Origin of the sequence: Micromonospora sp. NPDC049257, from assembly GCF_040678915.1 — a bacterium.
Classification (GTDB): Bacteria; Actinomycetota; Actinomycetes; order Mycobacteriales; family Micromonosporaceae; genus Micromonospora; species Micromonospora antibiotica.
The window spans coordinates 242582-263795 of sequence record NZ_JBFAQU010000002.1 but is presented as its reverse complement, the minus strand read 5'-3'; the positions used below and the strand labels follow the sequence as shown (position 1 = coordinate 263795).

The window sequence follows — 21214 nt, the reverse complement described above, 5'->3', positions numbered from 1 at the left end:
GCGACGGCGTCGGTCGGCCGGGTTTCGGCGGGTGTCGATGCTCTGGTGGGAAGTGCGTGGGGTCGGGCCGCGTCGCCCGCTAGAGTCGTCACGTGGCGCTCGGTCTTCCCTCTGTCCTTCCCAATCCCCAGCCGGCGATCGGGGAGCTGATCCGCGACCGCCAGCCGACGTTCTCGTTCGAGTTCTTCCCGCCCAAGACGGCGCAGGGCGAGCGGCTGCTCTGGCAGGCCATCCGGGAGCTGGAGTCGTTGCGCCCGTCGTTCGTGTCGATCACCTACGGGGCCGGTGGTTCGACCCGGGACACCACCGTCGCGGTGACCGAACGGATCGCCACCGAGACCACGCTGCTGCCGATGGCCCACCTGACCGCCGTCAACCACTCCGTCGCCGAGCTGCGCAACGTGATCGGACGGCTGGCCGGCGTGGGGGTGCGCAACGTGCTCGCCGTCCGTGGGGACCCGCCCGGTGACCCGGGAGGGGAGTGGATCCGGCACCCGGAGGGCGTCGACTACGCCGAGGACCTGGTCCGGCTGGTCCGGGAGGCCGGCGACTTCAGCGTCGGGGTGGCCGCCTTCCCCTACAAGCATCCCCGCTCGGCCGACGTGGACAGCGACACCGCGCACTTCGTGCGTAAGTGTCGGGCCGGCGCGGAGTTCGCCATCACCCAGATGTTCTTCGACGCCGACGACTACCTGCGGCTGCGCGACCGGGTCGCGGCGGCCGGCTGCGACACCCCGATCCTGGCCGGGGTGATGCCGGTGACCCAGATCGGCACCATCGAACGCTCGGTGCAGCTGTCCGGAGCGCCCTTCCCGCCCGCGCTGGCCGAGCGGTTCGCCCGGGTCGCCGACGACCCGGAGGCGGTCCGCCGGCTCGGCATCGAACAGGCCAGCGAGATGTGCGCCCGGTTGCTCGACGAGGGGGTGCCCGGCATCCACTTCATCACCCTCAACCGTTCTCCCGCGACCCGGGAGGTGTGGCGCAGCCTGCGGGCCGACGCCCGGGTGTGAACGCGTCGACCCCGACACCTCGACCAGGCCGCGACGGTTGACCGATGGTGGGCACACAGCTGAAATGGGACGAGTACGCGACCGCGTGGGCGCGGCTGCACGGTGGCTTCGACCCCCGGGTCGCGGCGCCGGTGGTCCGGGCCTGGCTGCGTTTCGCGTACCACGTCGGCTATGTGCTGGGACGGCTGCGGGTGACCCCGACCGCGGTGACCGTCGGCGGGGTGCTGCTCTGCCTGTGCGTGCCGCTGTTCAGCGTCCGGTCGGCGCAGGGCCCGATCGTCGGCGCGCTGTTCGTGCTGTTGGCCTCGGTCGCCGACAGTGTCGACGGGGCGGTCGCGGTCGCCACCGGCCGGACCACCCGGCTCGGCTACGTCTACGACTCGGTCGCCGACCGGCTCGGTGAGATCGCCTGGCTGGCGGCTTTCTGGCTGATCGGAGCGCCCGGCGCGCTGGTCGTCGCGGCCGGCGCGTTGTCCTGGCTGCACGAGTACGTGCGGGCCCGCGCGGTCGCCGCCGGGATGCGGGAGATCGGCGCGGTCACCGTGGGGGAGCGGCCCACCCGGGTCTGCGTCGCCCTGGTCGGGCTGCTGCTGGCCGGGTTGACCGGGCTCATCGACCTCGACCTGACGGCCGGCACCATCACTATGGCCACCGCCGTCTGGGTGCTGCTGGCCGGCTTCGGCCTGGGGCAGCTGTTGTCCACCGTCCGCCGCGCCCTGCTCGACGCCGGCTGACCCGCCCGCCCCGACGGGCCGGGCAGGGGCGGGGCCTACCAGGCGGGGCCGATCTCGTCGGCGACGATCTGCGCGGACAGGGTGACCATGGGCAGGCCGCCGCCGGGGTGGGTGGAGCCGCCGACCAGCCACAACCCGTGCACCGGCCCCCGGTTGGCGGGGCGGAGCAGCCCACCGGCCGTGCCGTAGATCGACCCGCCGGGCGCGGCGGTCGCGGCGTCCAGGTCGGCGGGGGTACGGGTCTCGCGGAACACCAGCCGGTCGCGGACGTCGACCCCCCGCGCGGCGAGCACGTCGAGGATCCGGTCGGCGTACGCGTCGGCGAGCCCCGGCCGACGCCAGTTGACGGCGTCCGGGGCGGTGCCGTGGCGGGCGGCGTTGACCAGCACGAACCACGCCTCGTGCCCGGTCGGGCGGGCGGTCGGGTCGTCGGCCACGGTGACGAAGATCGTCGGGTCGGTCGCCGGTCGGGCCCGCACCCCCCGACCGGGGTCACCGAAGACGGCGTCGAACTCGGCGTCGTAGTCGGTGGGGAAGAAGACGTTGTGGTGGGCCAGCCCGGAGTCGCCGCGTACCCCGAGCAGCAGCACGAAACCGGCCAGGCTGCGGTCGGTGAGGGCGGCCAGCCGGCCCGGGTGCGGCAGCAGGTCCCGGTAGACGGTGAGCGCGTCGGCGTTGGCGACGACCACGTCGGCGGGGACGGGCGCGTGGACCCCGGCGAGGCGTACCCCGTGCACCCGGCCACCGGCGGCGTCGATGCGGGTGACGGTCTCCCCGGTGCGGACCGTCACGCCCAGGTCCAGGCAGCGGGAGAGCAGCGCGTCGGCCAGGGTGCCCAGCCCGCCGCGCAGGTACCAGCCGCCGAAGGCCAGCTCGGCGTAGGGGACGGCGACCAGCGCGGCCGGGGCCCGGCGCGGGTCCGCGCCGGTGTAGGTGGCGTACCGGTCGAGCAGCATCCGCAGCCGGGGGTCGGACAGGTGGCTGCGACCCAGCCCGCGCAGGGTACGGCCGGGCCCGATGGCGGCCAGGTCACCCAGCCGCCAGGCCAGCGCCGCCAGGTCGCGCGGCGAGTCGACCGTACGCCGCAGGATGTCCCGGTGCGACGCGGTCCACACCCGGGCGGCCCGCCGCCACAGCCGCCGCCAGTCGGCGGCGGCCCGGTCGCCGAGGGCGACGCCGATGCGGGCGGCGAACTCGTCCGGGTCGGCGCACGAGTCGAGGGCCGGCCCGCCGCCGGGGAAGACGTGCCGCACGATCGGGTCCAGCGGGGTCAGGTCGAGGTACTCGTCGAGTTTCGCGCCGGTGGCCTCGAACAGGTCGTGGAAGACCTGCGGCAGGGTGAGCAGGCTCGGCCCGGTGTCGAAGTGGAAGCTGCCCGCCGGGGTGTCGTGGACGTACCTGCCGAGTTTGCCGCCGACGGTGTCGGACCGTTCGAAGACGGTCACCTCGTGCCCGCTGACGGCGAGCCGGGCGGCGGTGGCCAGCCCGCCCACGCCGGCGCCGATGACCACGATCCGCGCCATGCCGCGCCTCCTAGCTGACCGGGCGGCCACGCCAGGACAGGCGACGCCGCTTCCGCAGATGGTACGACCGCAGGGTCAGCCAACCGAGCACCACGACCGAGCCGGGGTGGGCCAGCGCGTCGGGCCAGGCCCGGCCGCCGGTGGCGCGGGCGGCGACCACCCGCCCGGCGACTCCCGCCGCGTACCCGGTCAGGGCCAGCCCGGCGGCCGACGGCGAACCCGCCGCCAGCGCCGCCACCGCCAGCAGCGGCGGCGCGGTGTAGAGCAGCAGCAGCGCGGCGACCACGGTCGCGGCGGCCCCCGGGTGGCCGAAGGTGGCCCAGAGCGACTTGGTGTAGCCGTCGCGCAGTTGCGGCCAGGTCTCGTACATCCGGCAGGCGGCCAGCCGGGAGCCGTCGGCCAGCGCGATCCGGCCGCCCGCGCGTTTCACCGCCCGGGCCAGCTCGATGTCCTCCAGCACCCGGTCGGCGACCGCGGCGTGCCCGCCGGCCCGCTCGTAGCCGGCCCGGTCCACCAGCAGGAACTGCCCACCGGCGGCGGCCAGCGACGGCCGCGGCGAGCGTTCCATCGCGCGCAGCGGCAGGAAGGTCAGCCACAACCACTGCAACAGCGGCTGCACCAGCCGGTCACCCACCGTCCGCACCAGAATCCTCGGGTACGCCGACAGCAGCGTCGCCCGTGCCGCGCGCAGCTCGGTCACCGCCGCCGCCACCGCGTACGGGGTGAGCACCACGTCCGCGTCGACGAAGGCGTACACGGTGGCGTCCGGCCCGGCGTGCCCGGCGAGCTGGTGGCAGGCGTACGGCTTGCCCAGCCAGCCCGGTGGCGGGGTGACCCCGGTGCGCAGGGTGACCCGGGGGTCGTCGCCGACGACCGCGCGGACCACCCCGGCGGTGCCGTCGGTCGAACCGTCGTCGAGCACCACGATCCGTAGGCCGGGCACCCCCTGCTGGGCGAGCAGCGCGCGCAGGCACGGGGTGACCCGGTCGGCCTCGTCGCGCAGCGGCAGCAGCACCGCCACCGTCTCGTCGACCCCGACCGGCCCGTCGGCGGGCCGGCGCAGCCAGTACCGGGCGTTGACCCAGGTGTGCGCGGTCAGCGCGGTCACCGCGACGGCCAGCACGAGCGCAACCACGGTCACCGCCGGACCCCCACCGACCAGGCCGGGTGCGGTCGTCGTCCCGGCGTCGGGTGCCGGCGCGGTGGCGGGGCGGGTCGGCCGGGGCGGGTGCCGCTCATGCCGGGGTGTCGACGCCGCGCCGCTGCGGTGCCGGCCGGTCGGCGGGCCGTCGGCGGGCGCGCAGCAGGGTCACCGCCAGCGGCACCGCCACCACCGCCATGCCCACCGCACCCCAGAGCGCCGAGGCGGGCAGCCGGAGGAAGACCGCGTGCGCCAGCACGCTGGAGAAGTACGTCCACAGGTAGAGGGCGAACATCGGGTCGTCGCGGGAGCCGGTGACCGCGACGGCCGGCCCCGCCAGCGGGCGCAGCGCGCTCATCAGCAGCACCGCGAACAGCAACCAGCCCAGGTAGTTGCTGACCGGGATGCCGGGCAGTCCGGGCAGCGCCGGGGTGGCGTCGCGCCACACCCAGTAGCCCTCGGCAACCATCTGCGGGTCGAGGAAGAGGTCCCAGCCGGCCAGCCCGACGGTGGCCAACGCCACCCGCCCGACGTGCCCCGCCGGCGTCAGGGTGCCGGGCGTCCGACCGGTGGTCGACACGGTGCCGGGCATCCGGCCGGCGGGCGTGGTCAGTTGGCCGGCGGGCGTGGTCAGCCGCACGGCGGCCAGCCAGGCGGGCCAGGCCATCCAGGTCCAGGCCAGCGGGATGATCAACGGCACCCCGGCCAGCTTCGGCCCCAACTCCCCCGAGTAGTCGTAGCTGCCGAACGGGAAGCCCGTCGCCACCCCCAGCGCCTCGATGGCGAACCCGCCGCCGGTGGCCACCGCGACCAGCGCCGCCGCCGTACGGGCACCCCGGGTGAGCAGCGCGTGCCCCACCGACAGCAGGTAGCCCAGCACGACCGTGGCGACGGTGAGCCGGGCCCGGGTGACCCCGGTGGTGAGCGGGTAGCAGATCTGGATCAGCACCAGCAGGGCCAGCAGCAGCCACGGGACGTGCCGGCGGGTCACGACGAGGCCGGGCCGGACGTGTCGGGTCGGGGCAGCGGCAGGTCCCGGCCGAGCACCCCGAACGGCCGTTCGTCGCCGGGGAAGCGGAAGTGCCGCAGCACGTCGACGAAGCCGAACCGCCGGTAGAGCCGCCAGGCCCGCGACGTCCGCTCGTCGGCCTCCGGGGTGGACAGCAGGGTGGTGCCGCCCTCGGCGATGCTGAGCAGGGCGGTGAGCTGCCGGGCACCCAGGCCGTGCCCCTGCGCGGGCGGCCGGACGTGCAACTCGACCACCTCGAAGCAGTGGGTCAGCCAGCGCTGCCGGGCGTCCGGGTCCAGCGCCCGGTAGACCTGGTCGTGCCACCACTGTCCACCCGCGCCGAGGTAGCCGTACCCGAAGCCGGCCAGGTGGCCCTCGCTGGTGAGGCTGGCGACGGCGCGGAACCCGGGCCGGCGGGCGTGGGTGGCGATGTAGCCGCGTCGGGCCTCCAGCAGGTCGCTGCGGTAGCCCATCGCCTCCCCGTACACCGCGACCACGTCGTCGAGCCGCCGGACGAGATCCTCCGGCGTCCACCGCACCAACCTCATGCGCGTCCTCTCACGGTTGCGGATCACCGTCGGCGACCCATCCCAGCACCGACCGGTCACCGACCACTGCGCGCACCTCGAAGCGCGCGAACAACTCCTCCGCGTACCACCCTTCGGTGGGGGTGCGGGTGATCGCCGCCCGGTGCTCCGGGTGACGGTACGCGAAGGCCACGAGGTCCGTCGGGTCGCGCCACACGCTGACCGTGCCCTGCCAACCCAGCGGGGCCTCACCGACACCGAACCGGGCGAGCAGCCCCGGCGCGGCGTGCAGTGCGGCGGCGACCGGCGGGACGGCCTGCCAGAAGGTGAGCGCGCGGCGGGGGCGCAGCCGGGCCCGGGTCAGCGCCAGCACCGGCCCGTCGACCCGGCCGCCCGCCGGATCGCCGAACGGCCGCCGGCCCGACCACTCGCCCCGGCTGGTCACCGGGCGCAGCTCCAGCCGGGCCGACGCCTGGGCGATCCGGGCCCAGGAACGGCCGACCGGGGAGGCGTCGAAGCCGGCCGCCGCGGCGGGGGATTCCCACACCACCAGCGCCGCCCACCGGGTCAGGTCGGCGTCCCCCGGGCCGAAGCCGGTGCCGGTCCCGGTGCCGAGCAGCTTGCCGAACCGTACGCCGGGGGTGCGTCGCAGCTGCCACGGATGCCGGGCCATCCGGGCCAACGCCCGACCGACGGCGGCCCGGGGCACCCGCCACACGTGCAGGGTGACCAGCTCCGGGGTGGTGTTCACGCCACCTCGGCGGGGGTGCCGCCGGTGATCCGCAGCAGCTCCGGGTAGGTGGTGGGGAAGACCGCCTGCGGTACGCCACCGGCGGCCCACACCTGCGGGTGCCCGGTCAGGGCGGTGTCGACGAGGGTGCGCAGCGGCCCGGGGTGGCCGACCGGGGCGACCCCGCCGATCACCTGGCCGGTGTGCTCCCGGACGAAGTCGGGGGTGGCCCGGCGCAGGTGGGTCACCCCGAGATGGGCGGCCAGGCCGGCGGTGTCGACCCGGTGCGCGCCGGAGGTGAGCACCAGCAGCGGCGTGCCGTCGGCCTCGAAGACCAGCGAGTTGGCGATCGCGCCGACGTCGACGCCGAGCGCGTCGGCCGCCGCGGCGGCGGTGTGCGCCGCCTCGGGTAGCAGACGGACCCGGCTGGCCGCACCGGAACCGTCCCGCGCGCCCGCCTCGTCGAGCGCCCGCTGCACCGCCTGCACGTTCGGGTGTGACTGCATGCGGCCCATTCTCCCCGGTACGCCCCGACACCCCGCAGCCGGCCGCCCACCGTGGCGGGTCAGCGGGCGGGCGGCGACCCGGGACGGGTGCCGGGCCAGTGCCCGGTGGCCCGGATCCGGCCGTCGGCGGTCACCAGCAGCGCCTCGTGGTCGGCCAGGCCGGTCAGCCAGGTCAGTGCGTCGTCGGCGTCGCGGGTCATCGCCGCGGTGGCGTACACGTCGGCCCAGAGCAGCTCCGGTCCGACCACGGTGACCGACCGCAGCGCGGTCGCCGGTCGGCCGGTGCGGGGGTCCACGATGTGCGCGCCGCGCCGGGCGGTGCCCGAGGTGGCGACCGCGCCGTCGCGCCGGTCCAGCACGTCCAGCAGGTGGCCGGGGCGGTCCGGGTCCTCGATGCCGACCCGCCAGGCCGGCCGGTCCGCCTCGGCGCGCAGCAGCACGTCCCCACCGGCGTTGAGACAGAGGTCGTGCCCGGCCAGGTCGGCCAGCCACCCGGCCGCCCGCTGCACCGCCCACCCCTTGACCAGCCCGGACGGGTCGTAGCCGGCACCGCCGGTGGGCAGCGGCAGCCGCCGGGCGTCGAACCGGCCGCCGGTGCGCGTCCGGGCCAGTTCGCACAGCTCCGCCACCTCCCGCACCAGTGGGCTCGCGGTGGCCGGATCGGGTTCCCGCCCGGCCAGCCGTCCGATCTCGCTCTCCGACCGGTAGACGCTGAACGTCGCGTCGATCGCGCCCAGCCAGGTGAAGAACCGCTCCACCCGGGCGGCGACCGCGTCGTCGTGCACGTCCGGGCCGCGCAGGTGCACGCTCACCGGCAGCCCCATCACCTGCACCACCCAGGCCCGCCGGTCCAGCTCCGCCGTCCGGCCCGTCGGCGTGCTCATTTCAGGTGCGCCGCGTCGATGGCGGCCTGGAGGGACTCGCGGTAACCGTCGCTGGTGACGGTCGCCCCGGACACGGTGTCGATCCGGGCGCTCTGCGCGGTGAGCGCCGCCTGCCGCAGGATCGGTACCGCGTAGTCGTTGATCTGCTGGTCCCGGAAGTTGCCGTCGGGCACCTGGAGTGCCGTGACGTCGGTGATCCGCCCGCCCGCCACGGTGATCCGGACCTGCACCGGCCCCCACCGGGTCTGCGCCACCGACCCGTCGTAGCTTCCGCCGCCGCTGTCGCCGGTGTTTCCACCCTCGCCGGTGTCTCCGCCCGGCACGCCCGAGCCCGGGTCGGTGCCGGTGGGCGTGTCCCCGGAGCCGGGGGTGGTGCCGCCACGGTCGACGGCGACGGCGCTGGTCCCCCCGCCGACGCCCATGGTGCTGGTCCGGTAGCTGAACAGCAGCACCAGGGCGGTCACCGTGGAGAGCAGCCAGATGGTGATCCGTCGCACGGTTCCCCCTTCCCGCCCGTCACCAGGCGAAGCGTTCGTGATGGACGTGCCGCTCGGGCACCCCGGCGGCCCGGGTCGCGGCCTGCACCGCGTCGACCCAGCCGTCCGGGCCGCACAGGTAGACGTCGTGGTCGGCGATGCCGGGGGAGAGCCGGCGCAGCGCCTCGGCGTCCGGGAGCCCGGCCGCGTAACCGGGCAGCCAGGAGGGTTGCCGGCCGCGCGGACCGACCAGGTAGTGGACCGACACCCCGCGTTCGACCGCGAGCCGCTCCAGCTCCGCCCGGAAGGCCAGCTCCTGCTGGGTACGCACGCGGTAGAGCAGCACCGCCTGCCCGGGTGCGTACGGCAGCTCCCGGAGCAGGGCCAGCAGCGGGGTGACGCCGATCCCGCAGGCGAGCAGGGTGATCCCGCCGCCGCGCCAGTGCTGCCCGGTCAGCCGCCCGTACGGGCCCTCCAACAGCACCCGGGTGCCCGGTCGCAGGGTGGCCACCCGGGAGCTGTCGTCGCCGAGGTCCTTGACGGTGATCCGCATCAGGTCGCCCGTCGGCGGGGCGGACAGCGAGTACGGGTGCGCCCGGGACCAGCCGGGGCCGGTCAGGAAGCGCCAGCCGAAGAACTGCCCGGCCCGGACCGGCAGCCGGTCCAGGTCCCGCCCGCGCAACCAGACCGAGGTGACGCCGGGCGCCTCGGGGACCACCGCGGCCACCTCGACCCGGTGCCGCAGCGAGCGGTACGCCGGCAGCCCGAGCCGGAACACCAGCACGCTGCCCAGCGCCCCCAGGTACACCGTCCACCAGTACGCCCGCGCGGCGGCCGAGGAGACGAAGTCCGCGCCGGTCCACAACTGGTGCGGCAGCGCCAACCCGATCCCCAGGTACGCGTACAGGTGCAGCAGGTGCCAGGACTCGTAGCGCAGCCGACGGCGGGCCGCCCGGACGGAGGTGACCACCACCAGCACCAGCAGTGCCAGCGCGGCGGTGGCCAGCAGCATCCCCGGGTACCCGGTGACCAGCAGCCAGAGCTGCGTCACGGGGTTCTCCCGGGCGGTGCCGGCGTACCCCAGGGTGGTCAGCAGCACGTGGGCCAGCAGCAGGTGGAACGAGGTGAAGCCGGCCAGCCGGTGCCAGCGGGCGATCCGGTCCTGGCCGAAGCGCCGTTCGACGAGCGGCACCCGGGCCATCAGCACCACCTGGACGAGCATCAGGTCGGCGCTGAGCAGGCCGGTGAGCCGACCGGCGGAGGTGAGGCCGGTGGCCACCCCGGAGAGCAGTTCCTGCACCCCTCGGTCGGCGGTCCAGAGCGCGACGACGACCAGCAGGCTGAGCACCGCCGCGCTGCCGGCCAGGTCGGCCCACCAGCCGGGGGCGGTGGGCAACGGCCGGCGCGGGGTACCCCGGTCCAGGACGGTGGCGCTCATCCGCGGGTCGTTCCGGCGGGTCCTTCACTCATGCGTTCCACCCTGCGGCGGTGACCTCGGGTCAGGCTTTGCCGTCGCTGTGCGCCGGCTGGGAATCGTCGCTGGCACGCCGTACGCCAGACGTTGCGTTTTCGTCGGGGGCAGGGTGTACTGTCAGAGCAGTTAGAACGAGTGTTCGATTCAGTCGCACACCCGTTCCAACGCCCCCGGGCGGTGTTTCGCGGCGTCGACCCGGGCAGGTGCGGTTTCGCGGACCGCACCGGGTTCCGGGCAGTCGCGAGCCCGGTCCCGTCAAGGCAGGTCGTCGCCCGCCGCCCACGACCCCCGGGCGGCGGGCGACGAACCCGCCGGTTCGCCGGCCGGGTGTGGTGTGGGGAAGCATCCGCACCCGGCCGGCCCCCAGCGGTGCGTCTTCCTCCGCACCACCCGCCCCGGGCATCGCGCCGGTGGACCTCCTCCACCGGGCGTCCCGCCCGATCCGGTCACGCGGAGGAGACAGTCATGCCGACCAACCCGGCCCAGGCGCCGACGGTGCCCGCGCACGTGCTGCCGCACCGCACCCCGACCCAACTCCTCACGGTGGCCCGACACGGGCTGGCCGAGGCCGCCCAGACCCGCCCCGACGGGCTGCGCTACGCCGCCGCCCACCTGGCCGCGCTCCGCGCCGCCGCCGCCCTGCTGGCCGCCCGGGCCCGGCCCGCGCCCGCCCGCCGCCGCCGGATCACCAGCGTCTGGGTGCTGCTCGCCGGGGTCGCCCCCGAACTGGACGAGTGGTCCCGCTACTTCGCCGCCGCCGCCGGCAAGCGGGCCGCCGCCGAGGCTGGCATACCCCGGGTGGTGAACGCCCGGGAGGCCGACGACCTGCTCCGGGCCGCCGAACAGTTCGTGACGGTGGTGGAGCAGGCGCTCGGCGTGACCCACCAGCCCGCCCTCGACGGCCTCGCCGCCTGACCCGGGGGCGGGCCCGGGTCCCCGCCGGGCACCTGATCCGGCCGGCACCGGGCCCGCCGCAGCACCTCGACGCAGCGTCCCACCGCGTCCGGGGCGAGCACGCAGTGCACCTGATCCACGCAACGACACGACGGGGGGTTGGTCCGATGGCGGGCCGCATGGTGGGCGGTTCCGCCGCACTGGCCGCTCTGGTACGCCCGGCGAGCGCTCCGGACCCGGCGGTCGGTCACCGGCTGCTCCCGGTGGCACCCGAGCTGACCGGCCTGCTGCCACACCGGGGGCTGCGCCGGGGCAGCACCGTCGCCGTGACCGTCGGCCAGCCCCGGCGCAGTGGCGGCACCTCCCTGGTGCTGGCGTTGCTCGCCGAGGCGTCCCGGGCCGGGTCGTGGTGCGCGGTGGTCGGGGTGCCCACGTTCGGGGCCGGCGCCGCCGCCGAGGCCGGCATCGCCCTGGACCGGCTGGCCCTGGTGCCCCATCCCGGCCCGGAGTGGCCCACCGTGGTCGCCGCCCTGATCGACGGGGTCGACGTGGTGGTGACCGCCGTGCCGCACACCGTCTCCGCCCCGGTCGCCGACCGGCTGGCCGCCCGGGCCCGGCAGCGCGGCTGCGTGCTCGTCCCGTACGGCCGGTGGACCGGTGCGGACGTGACGCTCCAGGTGGTCCGGGGGGTCTGGGAGGGGCTCGGGGCGGGGCGGGGCCGGCTGCGCCGACGCGAGGTCACCGTGTCGGCACGCGGACGCGGAGCGGCGGCCCGTCCCAAGGAGATCACGATGTGGCTGCCCGGCGACGGGCTCACCCGGGTCGTGCCCGCCGCCGCGTCGGCCGTCCCCGCCGCAACCGCCGGGCCCCGGCCGGGCGGATTCACCGTGGTCGGGTCCGGGTGACCGGCACGCCCGTGCGCACCCTGCTGCTCTGGTGCCCGGACTGGCCGGTGCTCGCCGCCGAGATCGTCGACGGGGTGCCCGCCACCGGCCCGGTGGCCGTGCTGCACGCCAATCGGGTGGTGTCCTGCTCCGCACCGGCCCGCGCCGCCGGGGTACGCCGGGGCCTGCGCCGCCGGGAGGCGCAGGGGCGCTGCCCCACGCTGACCGTCGTCGACCACGACCCCGGTCGGGACGCCCGCGCCTTCGAACCGGTCGTCGCCGCCGTGGAGGAGGTCGCCGCCGGGGTCGAGGTGGTCCGCCCCGGCGTCTGCGCGCTCGCCGCCCGGGGGCCCGCCCGCTACCTCGGTGGTGAGGAGGCCGCCGCCGAGCGGATCGTCGAGCAGGTCGCCGAGTCCTGCGCGGTGGAGAGCCAGATCGGCATCGCCGACGGGGTCTTCGCCGCCGGCCTCGCCGCGCGTACCGGTCAGGTGGTGCCGCCGGGCGGGACGCCGGGGTTCCTGGCGGGGCTGCCCGTCGAGGCGATCGGCCGCCCGGCCCTGGCCGACCTGCTGCGCCGGCTCGGCGTACGCACGCTGGGCGACTTCGCGGCGCTGCCCGCCGGTGACGTGCTGGCCCGGTTCGGCTTCGACGGGGCCCTCGCCCACCGGCTCGCCGCCGGGCACGACCACCGGCCGCTCGCCGTCCGGCAGCCCCCCGTCGACCTGACCGTCACCGCCCACCACGACGAACCCCTCGACCGGGTCGACGCGGCGGCCTTCGCCGCCCGGATGCTCGCCGAACGGCTGCACGACCGGCTGGCCGGGCACGGGCTGGCCTGCACCCGGCTCGGCATCGAGGCGGTCACCGCGCACGGCCAGGAACTGCACCGGGTGTGGCGGCACGACGGGCTGCTCACCGCCGCCGCCATCGCCGACCGGGTGCGTTGGCAGCTCGACGGTTGGCTCTCCGGCGGCACCGGTCGGGCCGGTGCCCGACCGGCCCGACCGACCGCCGGGATCATCCGGCTGCGGCTGGTGCCCGACGGGCTGCTGTCCCGGGGTGGGCTGCAACCCGGCCTGTGGGGGGAGGTCGGCGAGGAACGCGACCGGGCACACCGGGCGTTGAGCCGGGTGCAGGGCATCCTCGGTCCGGAGGCGGTGGTCACCGCCGTGCTGGGCGGTGGTCGGTCCCCGGCCGACCAGACCCGCCTGGTCCCCTGGGGCGACGAACGCCTCCCCGCCCGCCCCGGCCCGCCCCCACTGCCGGGCGTCACCGAGGCGGAGCCTGGTGCCGCCGGGCGGGCGGTGGCACAGTCCGGTGGCGTCGGGCGGGCGGTGGCGCAGTCTGCTGGTGCCGGGCGGGCGGTGACGGGGGCCGGGGGCGTTGGGCGGGCGGTGACGGGGGCCGGGGGTGCCGGGCAGGCGGTGACGGGGGCCGGGGGTGCCAGGCGGGGCGGGCCACGGCGGCCGGGTCCCGTACCGCCCTGGCCGGGGCGACTGCCGCCACCCGCGCCGGCCGTGGTGCTGCCCGTTCCGCTCACCGCGACCGTGCACGACGCCACCGGCGAACCGGTGCTGGTCAGCGCCAGGCTGGTGGTCAGCGCGGCGCCCGCCCGGCTGGCCGTCGGCGGCACCGCGCCGACGGAGATCGTCGGCTGGACGGGCCCGTGGCCGGTGGACGAGCGGTGGTGGGCCCCCGCCGAGGCCCGTCGCCGGGCCCGGTTCCAGGTCTGCCTGGCCGACGGTGCCGCCCTGCTGCTGGCCGTCGAGGCCGGCCGGTGGCTGGTGGAGGCGATCTATGACTGACCGGTGCTCCGGGCTGGTCCGGTCCGGGCTGGTCTTGCCTGGGCTGGCCTCGTTCGCGCTGGCCTCGTGTGCGCCGGTGGGACCTTTCCGGGCTGGACCCGGATCGGCCGGCTGCGTGCAGGTCGGCCGTGTGTCGGCCGGTGGTATGCCGGTCGGTCGGGTGCGCGCTGGTTCCGGGTCTGCCGGAGTGCTGCCGGTTCGGGCATTGCCGGCTGACCGCGTGTCGGCTGACCGCATGCCGGTCGGCTGTATGCCGATCGGTGCGGTGTTCCGTCCGGGGTCACCCCGCGTCCCGACGATGTTTCCGGGTGAGTGGTATGCCTCAGCGGCATAAATATGCCTCAGTGGCATATCACTCATCGGGAGGACCATGGCTGTCCGTAGTGGCCACGCCCGGTCCCACCGCCGCACGCAGAAGGCCGACCCGCGCTACCGGGGCGGCCGGATGAGCTTCCACAATCCGAAGCTGCCCTGGTCGGAGCTGGAGCGGGTGCTGTCCGGACGGTCCACCACCGACGGCGGCGCGGACCACCGCTCCCGTGACGACCGCTCCCGTGACGACCGCCTCCGTGACGACCGCCTCCGTGACGACCGCCTCCGTGCCGGCGGGGCCCAGGACGGCGGGGGGCGGGGCGGGCGGCGGCGCGGGGAACGGCACCTGCACGTGGTGGACCCGCTCGCCGAGGCCGACGGCGGCGACTCGCCGGCCTGGACCCGGCACCGTGAGCGGTACGCGCCCCCCGAGCTGGCCCGCCCGGACGACCCGGTGCCCTACGCCGAGCTGCACGCGCACACCAACTTCAGTTTCCTCGACGGGGCGAGCCACCCGGAGGAACTGGCCGAGGAGGCCGCCCGGTTGGGGCTGACCGCGCTCGCCGTGACCGACCACGACGGGTTCTACGGGGTGGTCCGGTTCGCCGAGGCGGCCCGTACGCTGCGCCTGCCCACGGTCTTCGGGGCGGAGCTGTCGCTGGGGCTGCCCGGCCCGCAGCAGGGCGAGCCCGACCCGCTGGGCCGGCACCTGCTGGTGCTCGCCCACGGCCACGAGGGGTACGCCCGGCTCGCGTCGGTCATCTCCCGGGCCCAGCTACGCGGCGGGGAGAAGGGCCGGCCGGTCTACGGCGAGCTGGAGGAGGTCGCCGCCGAGCTGCGCGACCACGTGTTGGTGCTGACCGGTTGCTGCAAGGGGCACGTGCCGGCGGCGCTGCTCACCACGGGGGTCGACGCGGCGGCCCGGGAGCTGGACCGGCTCACCGCGCTGTTCGGCGCGGAGACGGTGGCGGTGGAGCTTACCGACCACGGGCACCCGGTCGACGCCGACCGCAACGACGCGCTCGCCGAGCTGGCCGCCACCGCCGGGCTGCCCACCGTGGCCAGCAACAACGTGCACTACGCCAGCCCGGGGCGACGACGGTTGGCGACCACCCTGGCCGCTGTCCGGGCCCGCCGTAGCCTGGACGAGATCGACGGTTGGCTGCCGGCTGCCGCCACCGCCCACCTGCGCAGCGGTGCGGAGATGACGGCCCGCTTCGCCGCGTACCCGGGTGCGGTGTCCCGGGCCGCCGAGTTCGGCGCGGAACTCGCCTTCGACCTGCACCTGGTCGCGCCCCGGCTGCCGGCGTACCCGGTGCCGGCGGGGCACACCGAGATGAGCTGGCTGCGCCACCTGACGCTGGCCGGGGCGCACGAGCGCTACGGGCCGCCCGGGGCGCACCCGGAGGCGTACGCGCAGCTGGAACACGAGCTGCGGATGATCGACGAGCTGGGCTTCCCCGGCTACTTCCTGGTGGTCTACGACATCGTGGCGTTCTGCCGCGCGCAGGACATCTACTGCCAGGGCCGGGGTTCGGCGGCCAACTCGGCGGTCTGCTACGCGCTGCGGATCACCAACGTGGACGCGGTACGGCACCGGCTGCTGTTCGAACGGTTCCTCGCCCCGGAACGCGACGGGCCACCCGACATCGACGTGGACATCGAGTCCGACCGGCGGGAGGAGGTGATCCAGCACGTCTACGCCCGCTACGGCCGGGAGCACACCGCCCAGGTCGCCAACGTCATCTCCTACCGGCCCCGGTCGGCGGTGCGGGACGTGGCGAAGGCGTTCGGCTACTCGCCCGGCCAGCAGGACGCCTGGAGCAAGCAGATCGACCGCTGGGGTTCCGTCGCGGCGGTCGACGTCGAAGGCATCCCCGAGCAGGTGGTGGCGTACGCCAACGAGTTGCAGACGTTCCCCCGGCACCTCGGCATCCACTCCGGCGGGATGGTGATCTGCGACCGGCCGGTGATCGAGGTGTGCCCGGTGGAGTGGGGGCGGATGCCCGGCCGCAGCGTGCTCCAGTGGGACAAGGACGACTGCGCGGCCGTCGGGCTGGTCAAGTTCGACCTGCTCGGGCTGGGCATGCTGTCGGCCCTGCACTACGGCTACGACCTGATCGGGTCCAGGCTGGACCTGGGCGACATGACGTTGGACGACCCCGAGGTCTACGACATGCTCTGCCGGGCCGACTCGGTCGGGGTGTTCCAGGTGGAGAGCCGCGCCCAGATGGCCACCCTGCCCCGGCTGAAACCCCGCGAGTTCTACGACCTGGTGGTGGAGGTGGCGCTGATCCGGCCCGGCCCGATCCAGGGCGGCTCGGTGCACCCGTACATCAGGCGCAAGAACGGCCAGGAGCCGGTGACGTACCCGCATCCGCTGATGCGCAACGCGCTGGAGAAGACCCTCGGCGTGCCGCTGTTCCAGGAGCAGCTGATGCAACTCGCCATCGACCTGGCCGGCTTCGACGCCGCCGGGGCCGACCAGTTGCGCCGGGCGATGGGGGCGAAACGGTCGGTGCAGCGGATGGCGCAGCTCGCCGACCGGCTCTACGCCGGGATGGCCGAGCGGGGCATCACCGGCGAGTTGGCCGACGACGTCTACCGCAAGCTCACCGCGTTCGCCAGCTACGGCTTCCCGGAGAGCCACGCGATGAGTTTCGCCTACCTGGTGTACGCCAGCTCGTGGCTCAAGCGGCACCATCCGGCGGCGTTCCTGGCCGCCCTGCTCAACGCCCAGCCGATGGGGTTCTACGCGCCGCAGACCCTGGTCGACGACGCCCGGCGGCACGGCGTCGAGGTCCGCCGGCCGGACGTCAACGCCAGTGGGGCCGGGGCGGTGCTGGAGTCCACCCCGCAGACCCGGTGGGGGAGCGTGCCGGGGGAACCGCCGCACGCCTGGGGGCTGGGCGGTCCGGCGGTCCGGCTCGGGCTGGGCGGTGTGCGTACCCTCGGCGACGACCTGGCCGGGCGGATCGTGGCGGAGCGGACGGCGCACGGGGCGTACCGGGACATGCCTGATCTGGCCCGGCGGGTCGGTCTCACCGCGGGTCAGCTGGAGGCGCTGGCCACCGCGGACGCCTTCGCCTGTTTCGGGCTGACCCGGCGGGAGGCGCTCTGGGCGGCCGGGGCGGCGGCCCAGGACCGGCCGGGCCGGCTGCCCGGCACGGTGACCGGCGCGGCGGCCCCGACCCTGCCGGGGATGGAGGCGGTGGACCGGCTCGTCGCCGACGTCTGGGCCACCGGGCTGTCCCCGGAGACCCACCCGGCCCGGTTCGTCCGGGACGGGCTCGACGCGCTGGGTGCGGTGCCGATCGCCCGGTTGGGGCGGGTGGAGTCGGGTCGGCGGGTCCGGGTCGGCGGGATCGTCACCCACCGGCAACGGCCGGCGACCGCCGGTGGGGTCACCTTCCTCAACCTGGAGGACGAGACGGGGATGCTGAATGTCACTTGCTCCCCGGGGCTGTGGCAGCGCTATCGTCGAATCGCCCGCACCAGCAGCGCCCTCGTGGTCCGTGGTCGGTTGCAGCGGCACGAGGGGGTCACCAACCTCACCGCCGACCGGCTGGACCCGATCACGCCGCCGGTGGAATCCGCCTCCCGCGACTTCCGGTGAAGTGATCCACATTACGGTTTTCCGGGCCGGGAGACGGGAGAATTCCGGCACGCGCGGGCAGAGCGGCCCGCTCGCGGCAAGGGGGATGACCAGTGACGATGGACAGCACGTACACCGGTGGACTGGCGAACGCCCGGCGTACCCGGCTGGGCGCCGGTTGGACGCCCGCCCAGGACGCCGAGCCGCGGGAGTACCAGGTGACCGAGGGCCCGGTGGCGAACGACCGCCGGTCCCGCGCCGAGGAGGACCCGGCCGGCGGCGGCGAGATCTGAGCCGTCGGCGTCGGCACCGCCAGCGGGGGTCGGGTGAGGCGGGTGACTAGGCTCCACCGGGTGGAGCAGAGCACCCGAGGTCGGTTCGTCGAGCCGCCGTTGACCCCCCGTACCGCCGTCATCTGGTCGGTGCTCGCCGCCGAGCTGGACCGGCGGGCCGACGACACGCTGACCGTGCTCGACGTGGGCGGCGGCACCGGCGGCTTCGCCGTGCCGCTCGCCCAGGCCGGCCACCGGGTGACCGTGGTCGACGCCAGCCCCGACGCCCTCGCCGCCCTCACCCGCCGGGCCGCCGAGGCCGGGGTGGCCGACCGGGTCCGCGCCGTGCAGGGCGACGGCGACGCGTTGACCGGCCTGGTCGAACCGGCCTCCGTCGACCTGGTGCTGTGCCATGCGGTGCTGGAGGTGGTCGACGACCCGCTGCCGGTGACGACCGCGCTGGCCGCCGCGCTGCGCCCCGGTGGGGCGGCGAGTGTGCTGGTCGCCGGGCGGGCCGCCGCCGTGCTGGGTCGGGCGATGAACGGTCACCTGGACGTCGCCGCCGCGCTGGCCGCCGCCACCGACGGCGCCGCCGGCCCCCGGGACACGCTGCGCCGCCGCTTCGACGCCGAGCAGGCCACCGCCCTGTTGCGCGCCGCCGGCCTCACCGTCGAGGAGATCCACGGGGTACGCGTCCTCGCCGACCTGCTGCCCGCCGCCGTCGCCGACGGTCAGCCGGGTGCCCTGGTCGAGTTGGAGAAGGCGCTGGCCGGGCGTCCGCCCTACCGGGATCTCGCCGCCCAACTGCACCTGTTCGCCCGCCGCCCGGCATGACCGACCTGCCCCCGGCCGGGACGACCCTGCCCCCGGCTGCTGTGCCGGTGGACCGAGCGGCGGGGCCGGTGCCTGCGGCGGACCCGCTCGCGGTGGTGTCGCCGCGCTACGGCGGGGGCAGCCTGGCCGACGTGCTGCCCAGCGCGCTGGCCGTGCTCGGTGTGCCGGGCGCGGTCGACCTGCTCGGGCTCGCCCCCGGCCTGGCCGGGGTACGCCGGGTCGCCGTGCTGCTCGTCGACGGTCTCGGCTGGTACCAGCTCCCCACCGCCGCCCGGTACGCCCCGACCCTGACCGGGCTGGCCGCGACGGTGGGCCGCCCGCTCACCTGCGGCTTCCCCTCCACCACCCCGACCAGCCTGGTGACCCTGGGCGCGGGCGCGGCCCCCGGCACGCACGGCGTGCTCGGCTTCACCGTCCGGGTGCCCGGCACCGACCGGGTGCTCAACCACATCGACTGGCACGGCGACCCGGACCCGCTGCACTGGCAGCCGGTACGCACCCAGTGGCAGCGGGCCCGTGCCGCCGGGGTCGCGGTGAGCGTGGTGAGTCGTCCCGAGTACGCCGGCAGCGGGCTCACCCTGGCCGCCAACCGGGGTGGCGACTACCGGGGCGCCGCCGGGGTGGACGCCCTGGGCCGGACGATGCTGGCGGCGCTGTCCGCCGGGGCCGGCCCCACCCTGGTCTCCGGCTACCACCCCGACCTGGACCGGCACGGGCACCTCAGCGGGGTCGACTCCGCGCCCTGGCGGATCGCCGCCGCCGAGGTGGACGGCCTGCTCGCCCGGCTCGTCGACGGGTTGCCGGCCGACGCCGCGCTGCTGGTCACCGCCGACCACGGCCAGCTCGACGTGCCGGCGGCCCACCGTTTCGACCTGGACACCGATCTGCGGCTGCGGGCCGGCATCCGGGTGGTCGCCGGTGAGCCCCGGGTGCGGTACCTGCACGTCGAGCCGGGGGCGGTGGACGACGTGGTGGCCACCTGGTCGGCGGTGCTCGGGCCGGCCGCCCGGGTGTGCACCCGGGAGGAGCTGGTGGCCGAGGGCTGGTTCGGCCCGGTCGCCGAGGAACACCTGTCCCGGGTCGGTGACGTGGTGGTGACCTGCCGCGACACGTACGCGGTGCTGGCCACCCGGTCGGAGCCGCCGGCGGCGTCCCGGCTGGTGGCGTACCACGGGGCGGACAGCGCGGCGGAGATGACCGTGCCGCTGCTGGTGGTCCGGGGCTGACCGCCGGGCCGGTTGTCGTACCGGGCGGCTAGCCTGCGGTGATGGGCCGGAGCCAGTCGTTGCCGCGTGGTGCTGGTGACCCGCGTTTCGGGCCCGACGCCGACGACTCGGCCAGCCCGATCCTGCACGTCGACATGGATGCCTTCTTCGCCTCCGTCGAGGTGCGTCACCGGCCCGAGTTGGCCGGCCGTCCGGTGGTGGTCGGCGGGGTCGGGCCGCGGGGTGTGGTCAGTTCCGCCAGCTACGAGGCCCGCCGCTTCGGCGTGCGCAGCGCCATGCCCACCGCGCGGGCCCGCGCGCTCTGCCCCGGCGCGGTCTACCTGCCCCCCGACTTCGCCCGCTACCGGGCGGCCTCCGACGCGGTGATGCGGATCTTCCGGGACGTCACCCCGCTGGTCGAGCCGCTCTCCCTCGACGAGGCGTTCCTCGACGTGACGGGTGCCCGCCGGCTGTTCGGCCCGCCCGCCGCCATCGCCCGGCGGATCCGGGCCCGGGTCGCCGCCGAGCAGGCGTTGACCTGCTCGGTCGGGGTGGGGCCGAGTAAGTTCGTGGCCAAGCTCGGCTCCACCCGGGCCAAGCCGGACGGCCTGCTGGTGGTGCCGGCCGATCGGGTGTTGGAGTTCCTCCACCCACTGCCGGTCGACGCGTTGTGGGGGGTGGGGGAGCGGTCCGCCGAGACGCTGCGGCGGCTCGGCCTACGCACCGTCGGCGACCTGGCCGAGGCACCCGCCGGGATGCTCCGCAAGGCGCTCGGTGTGGCGTCCGCGACCCACCTGCACGAGTTGGCCCGGGGGCGCGACGCGCGCCCGGTCAGCCCGGACCAGGTGGAGAAGTCGATCGGGGCCGAGGTGACCTTCGACGTCGACGTCGTCGACGCGCAGGAGATCCGGCGCGCGCTGCTCGCCCTCAGCGAAAAGGTGGGCAGTCGGCTCCGGGCGGCCGGCCAGGTCGGCCGGACCATCTCGATCAAGGTCCGAATGTCCGATTTCCGCACCGTCAGCCGGTCCCGCACCCTCGACGGGGCGACCGACGTGGCCCGGGAGATATTCGACACGTCCTGGGGCCTCTGGACGGTTCTCGACCCGGGTGAGCCGGTCCGGCTGGTCGGCGTCCGGGTGGAGGGCCTGGCGGGAGCGGTCGACACACCGCGACAACTCACGCTGGGCGCACCGGAGCGGGGATGGCGGGAAGCGGAGACCGCCGCCGACGCGGCGGCTGCCCGTTTCGGGCGGTCCGTCATAGGTCCGGCCAGTCTGCTCGGTAAACGTGATCCCCGGCGCGGGGAAAATAGCAGTCGGCCATAGGTCGTCCCGCTTTCCGACGCGCGACCCCCCTCGTAGACTTGGCGGCAAGCAGCCGGATGGCTGCCACGGTCTGT

Annotated in this window: 19 protein-coding genes; 10 read left to right on the top strand and 9 right to left on the bottom strand. The window is 75.8% G+C overall.

The window, feature by feature from the left end:
* Positions 1 to 92 precede the first annotated feature (92 nt).
* Positions 93 to 1010 (top strand): methylenetetrahydrofolate reductase [NAD(P)H], encoded by a 918-nt coding sequence (gene metF, locus AB0K25_RS05120; RefSeq protein WP_219463984.1) that lies wholly within the window; start codon positions 93 to 95, stop codon positions 1008 to 1010.
* Positions 1011 to 1054: 44 nt separating this feature from the next.
* Positions 1055 to 1744 carry a CDP-alcohol phosphatidyltransferase family protein gene (locus tag AB0K25_RS05115; RefSeq protein ID WP_208569760.1) on the top strand — a complete coding sequence of 230 codons (690 nt, stop codon included), beginning with the start codon at positions 1055 to 1057 and terminating at the stop codon, positions 1742 to 1744.
* A gap of 35 nt (positions 1745 to 1779) precedes the next feature.
* On the opposite strand, the gene crtI is transcribed toward AB0K25_RS05115, so the two are convergent.
* The 9 genes from crtI to AB0K25_RS05070 all read right to left on the bottom strand — a co-directional run bounded on the left by crtI (position 1780) and on the right by AB0K25_RS05070 (position 9978).
* Entirely contained in the window at positions 1780 to 3267 is a 1488-nt protein-coding gene (gene crtI / locus AB0K25_RS05110; RefSeq protein WP_219463981.1) for a phytoene desaturase family protein, read from the bottom strand.
* 10 nt (positions 3268 to 3277) lie between these two features.
* Positions 3278 to 4402 (bottom strand): glycosyltransferase family A protein, encoded by a 1125-nt coding sequence (locus AB0K25_RS05105; RefSeq protein WP_357535742.1) that lies wholly within the window; start codon positions 4400 to 4402, stop codon positions 3278 to 3280.
* Positions 4403 to 4502: 100 nt separating this feature from the next.
* Positions 4503 to 5399, bottom strand: coding sequence for a carotenoid biosynthesis protein (locus AB0K25_RS05100; protein ID WP_363818535.1), 897 nt, complete (start codon positions 5397 to 5399; stop codon positions 4503 to 4505).
* The gene (locus AB0K25_RS05095; protein ID WP_219463979.1) at positions 5396 to 5965 is read right to left on the bottom strand and encodes a GNAT family N-acetyltransferase; all 570 of its coding nucleotides are present in this window, start codon (positions 5963 to 5965) and stop codon (positions 5396 to 5398) included. Before AB0K25_RS05095 ends, AB0K25_RS05100 begins: the two co-directional genes overlap by 4 nt.
* 10 nt (positions 5966 to 5975) lie before the next feature.
* A complete protein-coding gene (locus AB0K25_RS05090) occupies positions 5976 to 6695 on the bottom strand; it encodes a monooxygenase (RefSeq protein ID WP_219463978.1) in 720 nt (239 codons plus the stop codon).
* Entirely contained in the window at positions 6692 to 7180 is a 489-nt protein-coding gene (locus AB0K25_RS05085; protein ID WP_363818531.1) for a YbaK/EbsC family protein, read from the bottom strand. Before AB0K25_RS05085 ends, AB0K25_RS05090 begins: the two co-directional genes overlap by 4 nt.
* A gap of 59 nt (positions 7181 to 7239) precedes the next feature.
* Complete coding sequence (locus AB0K25_RS05080; RefSeq protein WP_363818528.1) at positions 7240 to 8064, bottom strand: FAD:protein FMN transferase; 825 nt, start codon at positions 8062 to 8064, stop codon at positions 7240 to 7242.
* Positions 8061 to 8561: an FMN-binding protein gene (locus AB0K25_RS05075; RefSeq protein WP_363818525.1), complete on the bottom strand. Its 501-nt coding sequence runs from the start codon at positions 8559 to 8561 to the stop codon at positions 8061 to 8063. Before AB0K25_RS05075 ends, AB0K25_RS05080 begins: the two co-directional genes overlap by 4 nt.
* 19 nt (positions 8562 to 8580) lie before the next feature.
* Complete coding sequence (locus AB0K25_RS05070) at positions 8581 to 9978, bottom strand: ferredoxin reductase family protein (RefSeq protein WP_219463973.1); 1398 nt, start codon at positions 9976 to 9978, stop codon at positions 8581 to 8583.
* Positions 9979 to 10479: 501 nt separating this feature from the next.
* Here AB0K25_RS05070 and AB0K25_RS05065 point away from each other — a divergent pair.
* The 8 genes from AB0K25_RS05065 (at position 10480) to AB0K25_RS05030 (ending at position 21140) form a co-directional block, all read left to right on the top strand.
* Entirely contained in the window at positions 10480 to 10929 is a 450-nt protein-coding gene (locus AB0K25_RS05065; RefSeq protein ID WP_219463972.1) for an SAV_6107 family HEPN domain-containing protein, read from the top strand.
* Between the two features lie 146 nt (positions 10930 to 11075).
* Complete coding sequence (locus AB0K25_RS05060; RefSeq protein WP_363818521.1) at positions 11076 to 11813, top strand: hypothetical protein; 738 nt, start codon at positions 11076 to 11078, stop codon at positions 11811 to 11813.
* Entirely contained in the window at positions 11810 to 13597 is a 1788-nt protein-coding gene (locus tag AB0K25_RS05055) for a DNA polymerase Y family protein (RefSeq protein WP_363818518.1), read from the top strand. Before AB0K25_RS05060 ends, AB0K25_RS05055 begins: the two co-directional genes overlap by 4 nt.
* 445 nt (positions 13598 to 14042) lie before the next feature.
* Positions 14043 to 17525, top strand: a complete 3483-nt coding sequence (locus tag AB0K25_RS05050; protein WP_363818841.1) for an error-prone DNA polymerase — start codon at positions 14043 to 14045, stop codon at positions 17523 to 17525.
* A 92-nt stretch (positions 17526 to 17617) separates the two neighbouring features.
* Positions 17618 to 17797, top strand: a complete 180-nt coding sequence (locus AB0K25_RS05045; protein ID WP_067301863.1) for a hypothetical protein — start codon at positions 17618 to 17620, stop codon at positions 17795 to 17797.
* 42 nt (positions 17798 to 17839) lie between these two features.
* Positions 17840 to 18610: a methyltransferase domain-containing protein gene (locus AB0K25_RS05040; protein ID WP_208569749.1), complete on the top strand. Its 771-nt coding sequence runs from the start codon at positions 17840 to 17842 to the stop codon at positions 18608 to 18610.
* Positions 18607 to 19836: a nucleotide pyrophosphatase/phosphodiesterase family protein gene (locus tag AB0K25_RS05035; protein ID WP_363818514.1), complete on the top strand. Its 1230-nt coding sequence runs from the start codon at positions 18607 to 18609 to the stop codon at positions 19834 to 19836. The genes AB0K25_RS05040 and AB0K25_RS05035 overlap by 4 nt, the downstream gene beginning before the upstream one ends.
* Positions 19837 to 19877: 41 nt before the next feature.
* Positions 19878 to 21140: a DNA polymerase IV gene (locus AB0K25_RS05030; protein ID WP_219463963.1), complete on the top strand. Its 1263-nt coding sequence runs from the start codon at positions 19878 to 19880 to the stop codon at positions 21138 to 21140.
* Positions 21141 to 21214 lie beyond the last annotated feature (74 nt).

Bases quoted from the DNA above. Each gene is read 5' to 3' on its own strand.
- AB0K25_RS05115 (WP_208569760.1), top strand. From the start codon at position 1,055: ATGGTGGGCACACAGCTGAAATGGGACGAGTACGCGACCGCGTGGGCG.
- crtI (WP_219463981.1), bottom strand. From the start codon at position 3,267: ATGGCGCGGATCGTGGTCATCGGCGCCGGCGTGGGCGGGCTGGCCACC.
- AB0K25_RS05095 (WP_219463979.1), bottom strand. From the start codon at position 5,965: ATGAGGTTGGTGCGGTGGACGCCGGAGGATCTCGTCCGGCGGCTCGAC.
- AB0K25_RS05085 (WP_363818531.1), bottom strand. From the start codon at position 7,180: ATGCAGTCACACCCGAACGTGCAGGCGGTGCAGCGGGCGCTCGACGAG.
- AB0K25_RS05080 (WP_363818528.1), bottom strand. From the start codon at position 8,064: ATGAGCACGCCGACGGGCCGGACGGCGGAGCTGGACCGGCGGGCCTGG.
- AB0K25_RS05070 (WP_219463973.1), bottom strand. From the start codon at position 9,978: ATGAGCGCCACCGTCCTGGACCGGGGTACCCCGCGCCGGCCGTTGCCC.
- AB0K25_RS05065 (WP_219463972.1), top strand. From the start codon at position 10,480: ATGCCGACCAACCCGGCCCAGGCGCCGACGGTGCCCGCGCACGTGCTG.
- AB0K25_RS05060 (WP_363818521.1), top strand. From the start codon at position 11,076: ATGGCGGGCCGCATGGTGGGCGGTTCCGCCGCACTGGCCGCTCTGGTA.
- AB0K25_RS05050 (WP_363818841.1), top strand. From the start codon at position 14,043: ATGAGCTTCCACAATCCGAAGCTGCCCTGGTCGGAGCTGGAGCGGGTG.
- AB0K25_RS05035 (WP_363818514.1), top strand. From the start codon at position 18,607: ATGACCGACCTGCCCCCGGCCGGGACGACCCTGCCCCCGGCTGCTGTG.
- AB0K25_RS05030 (WP_219463963.1), top strand. From the start codon at position 19,878: ATGGGCCGGAGCCAGTCGTTGCCGCGTGGTGCTGGTGACCCGCGTTTC.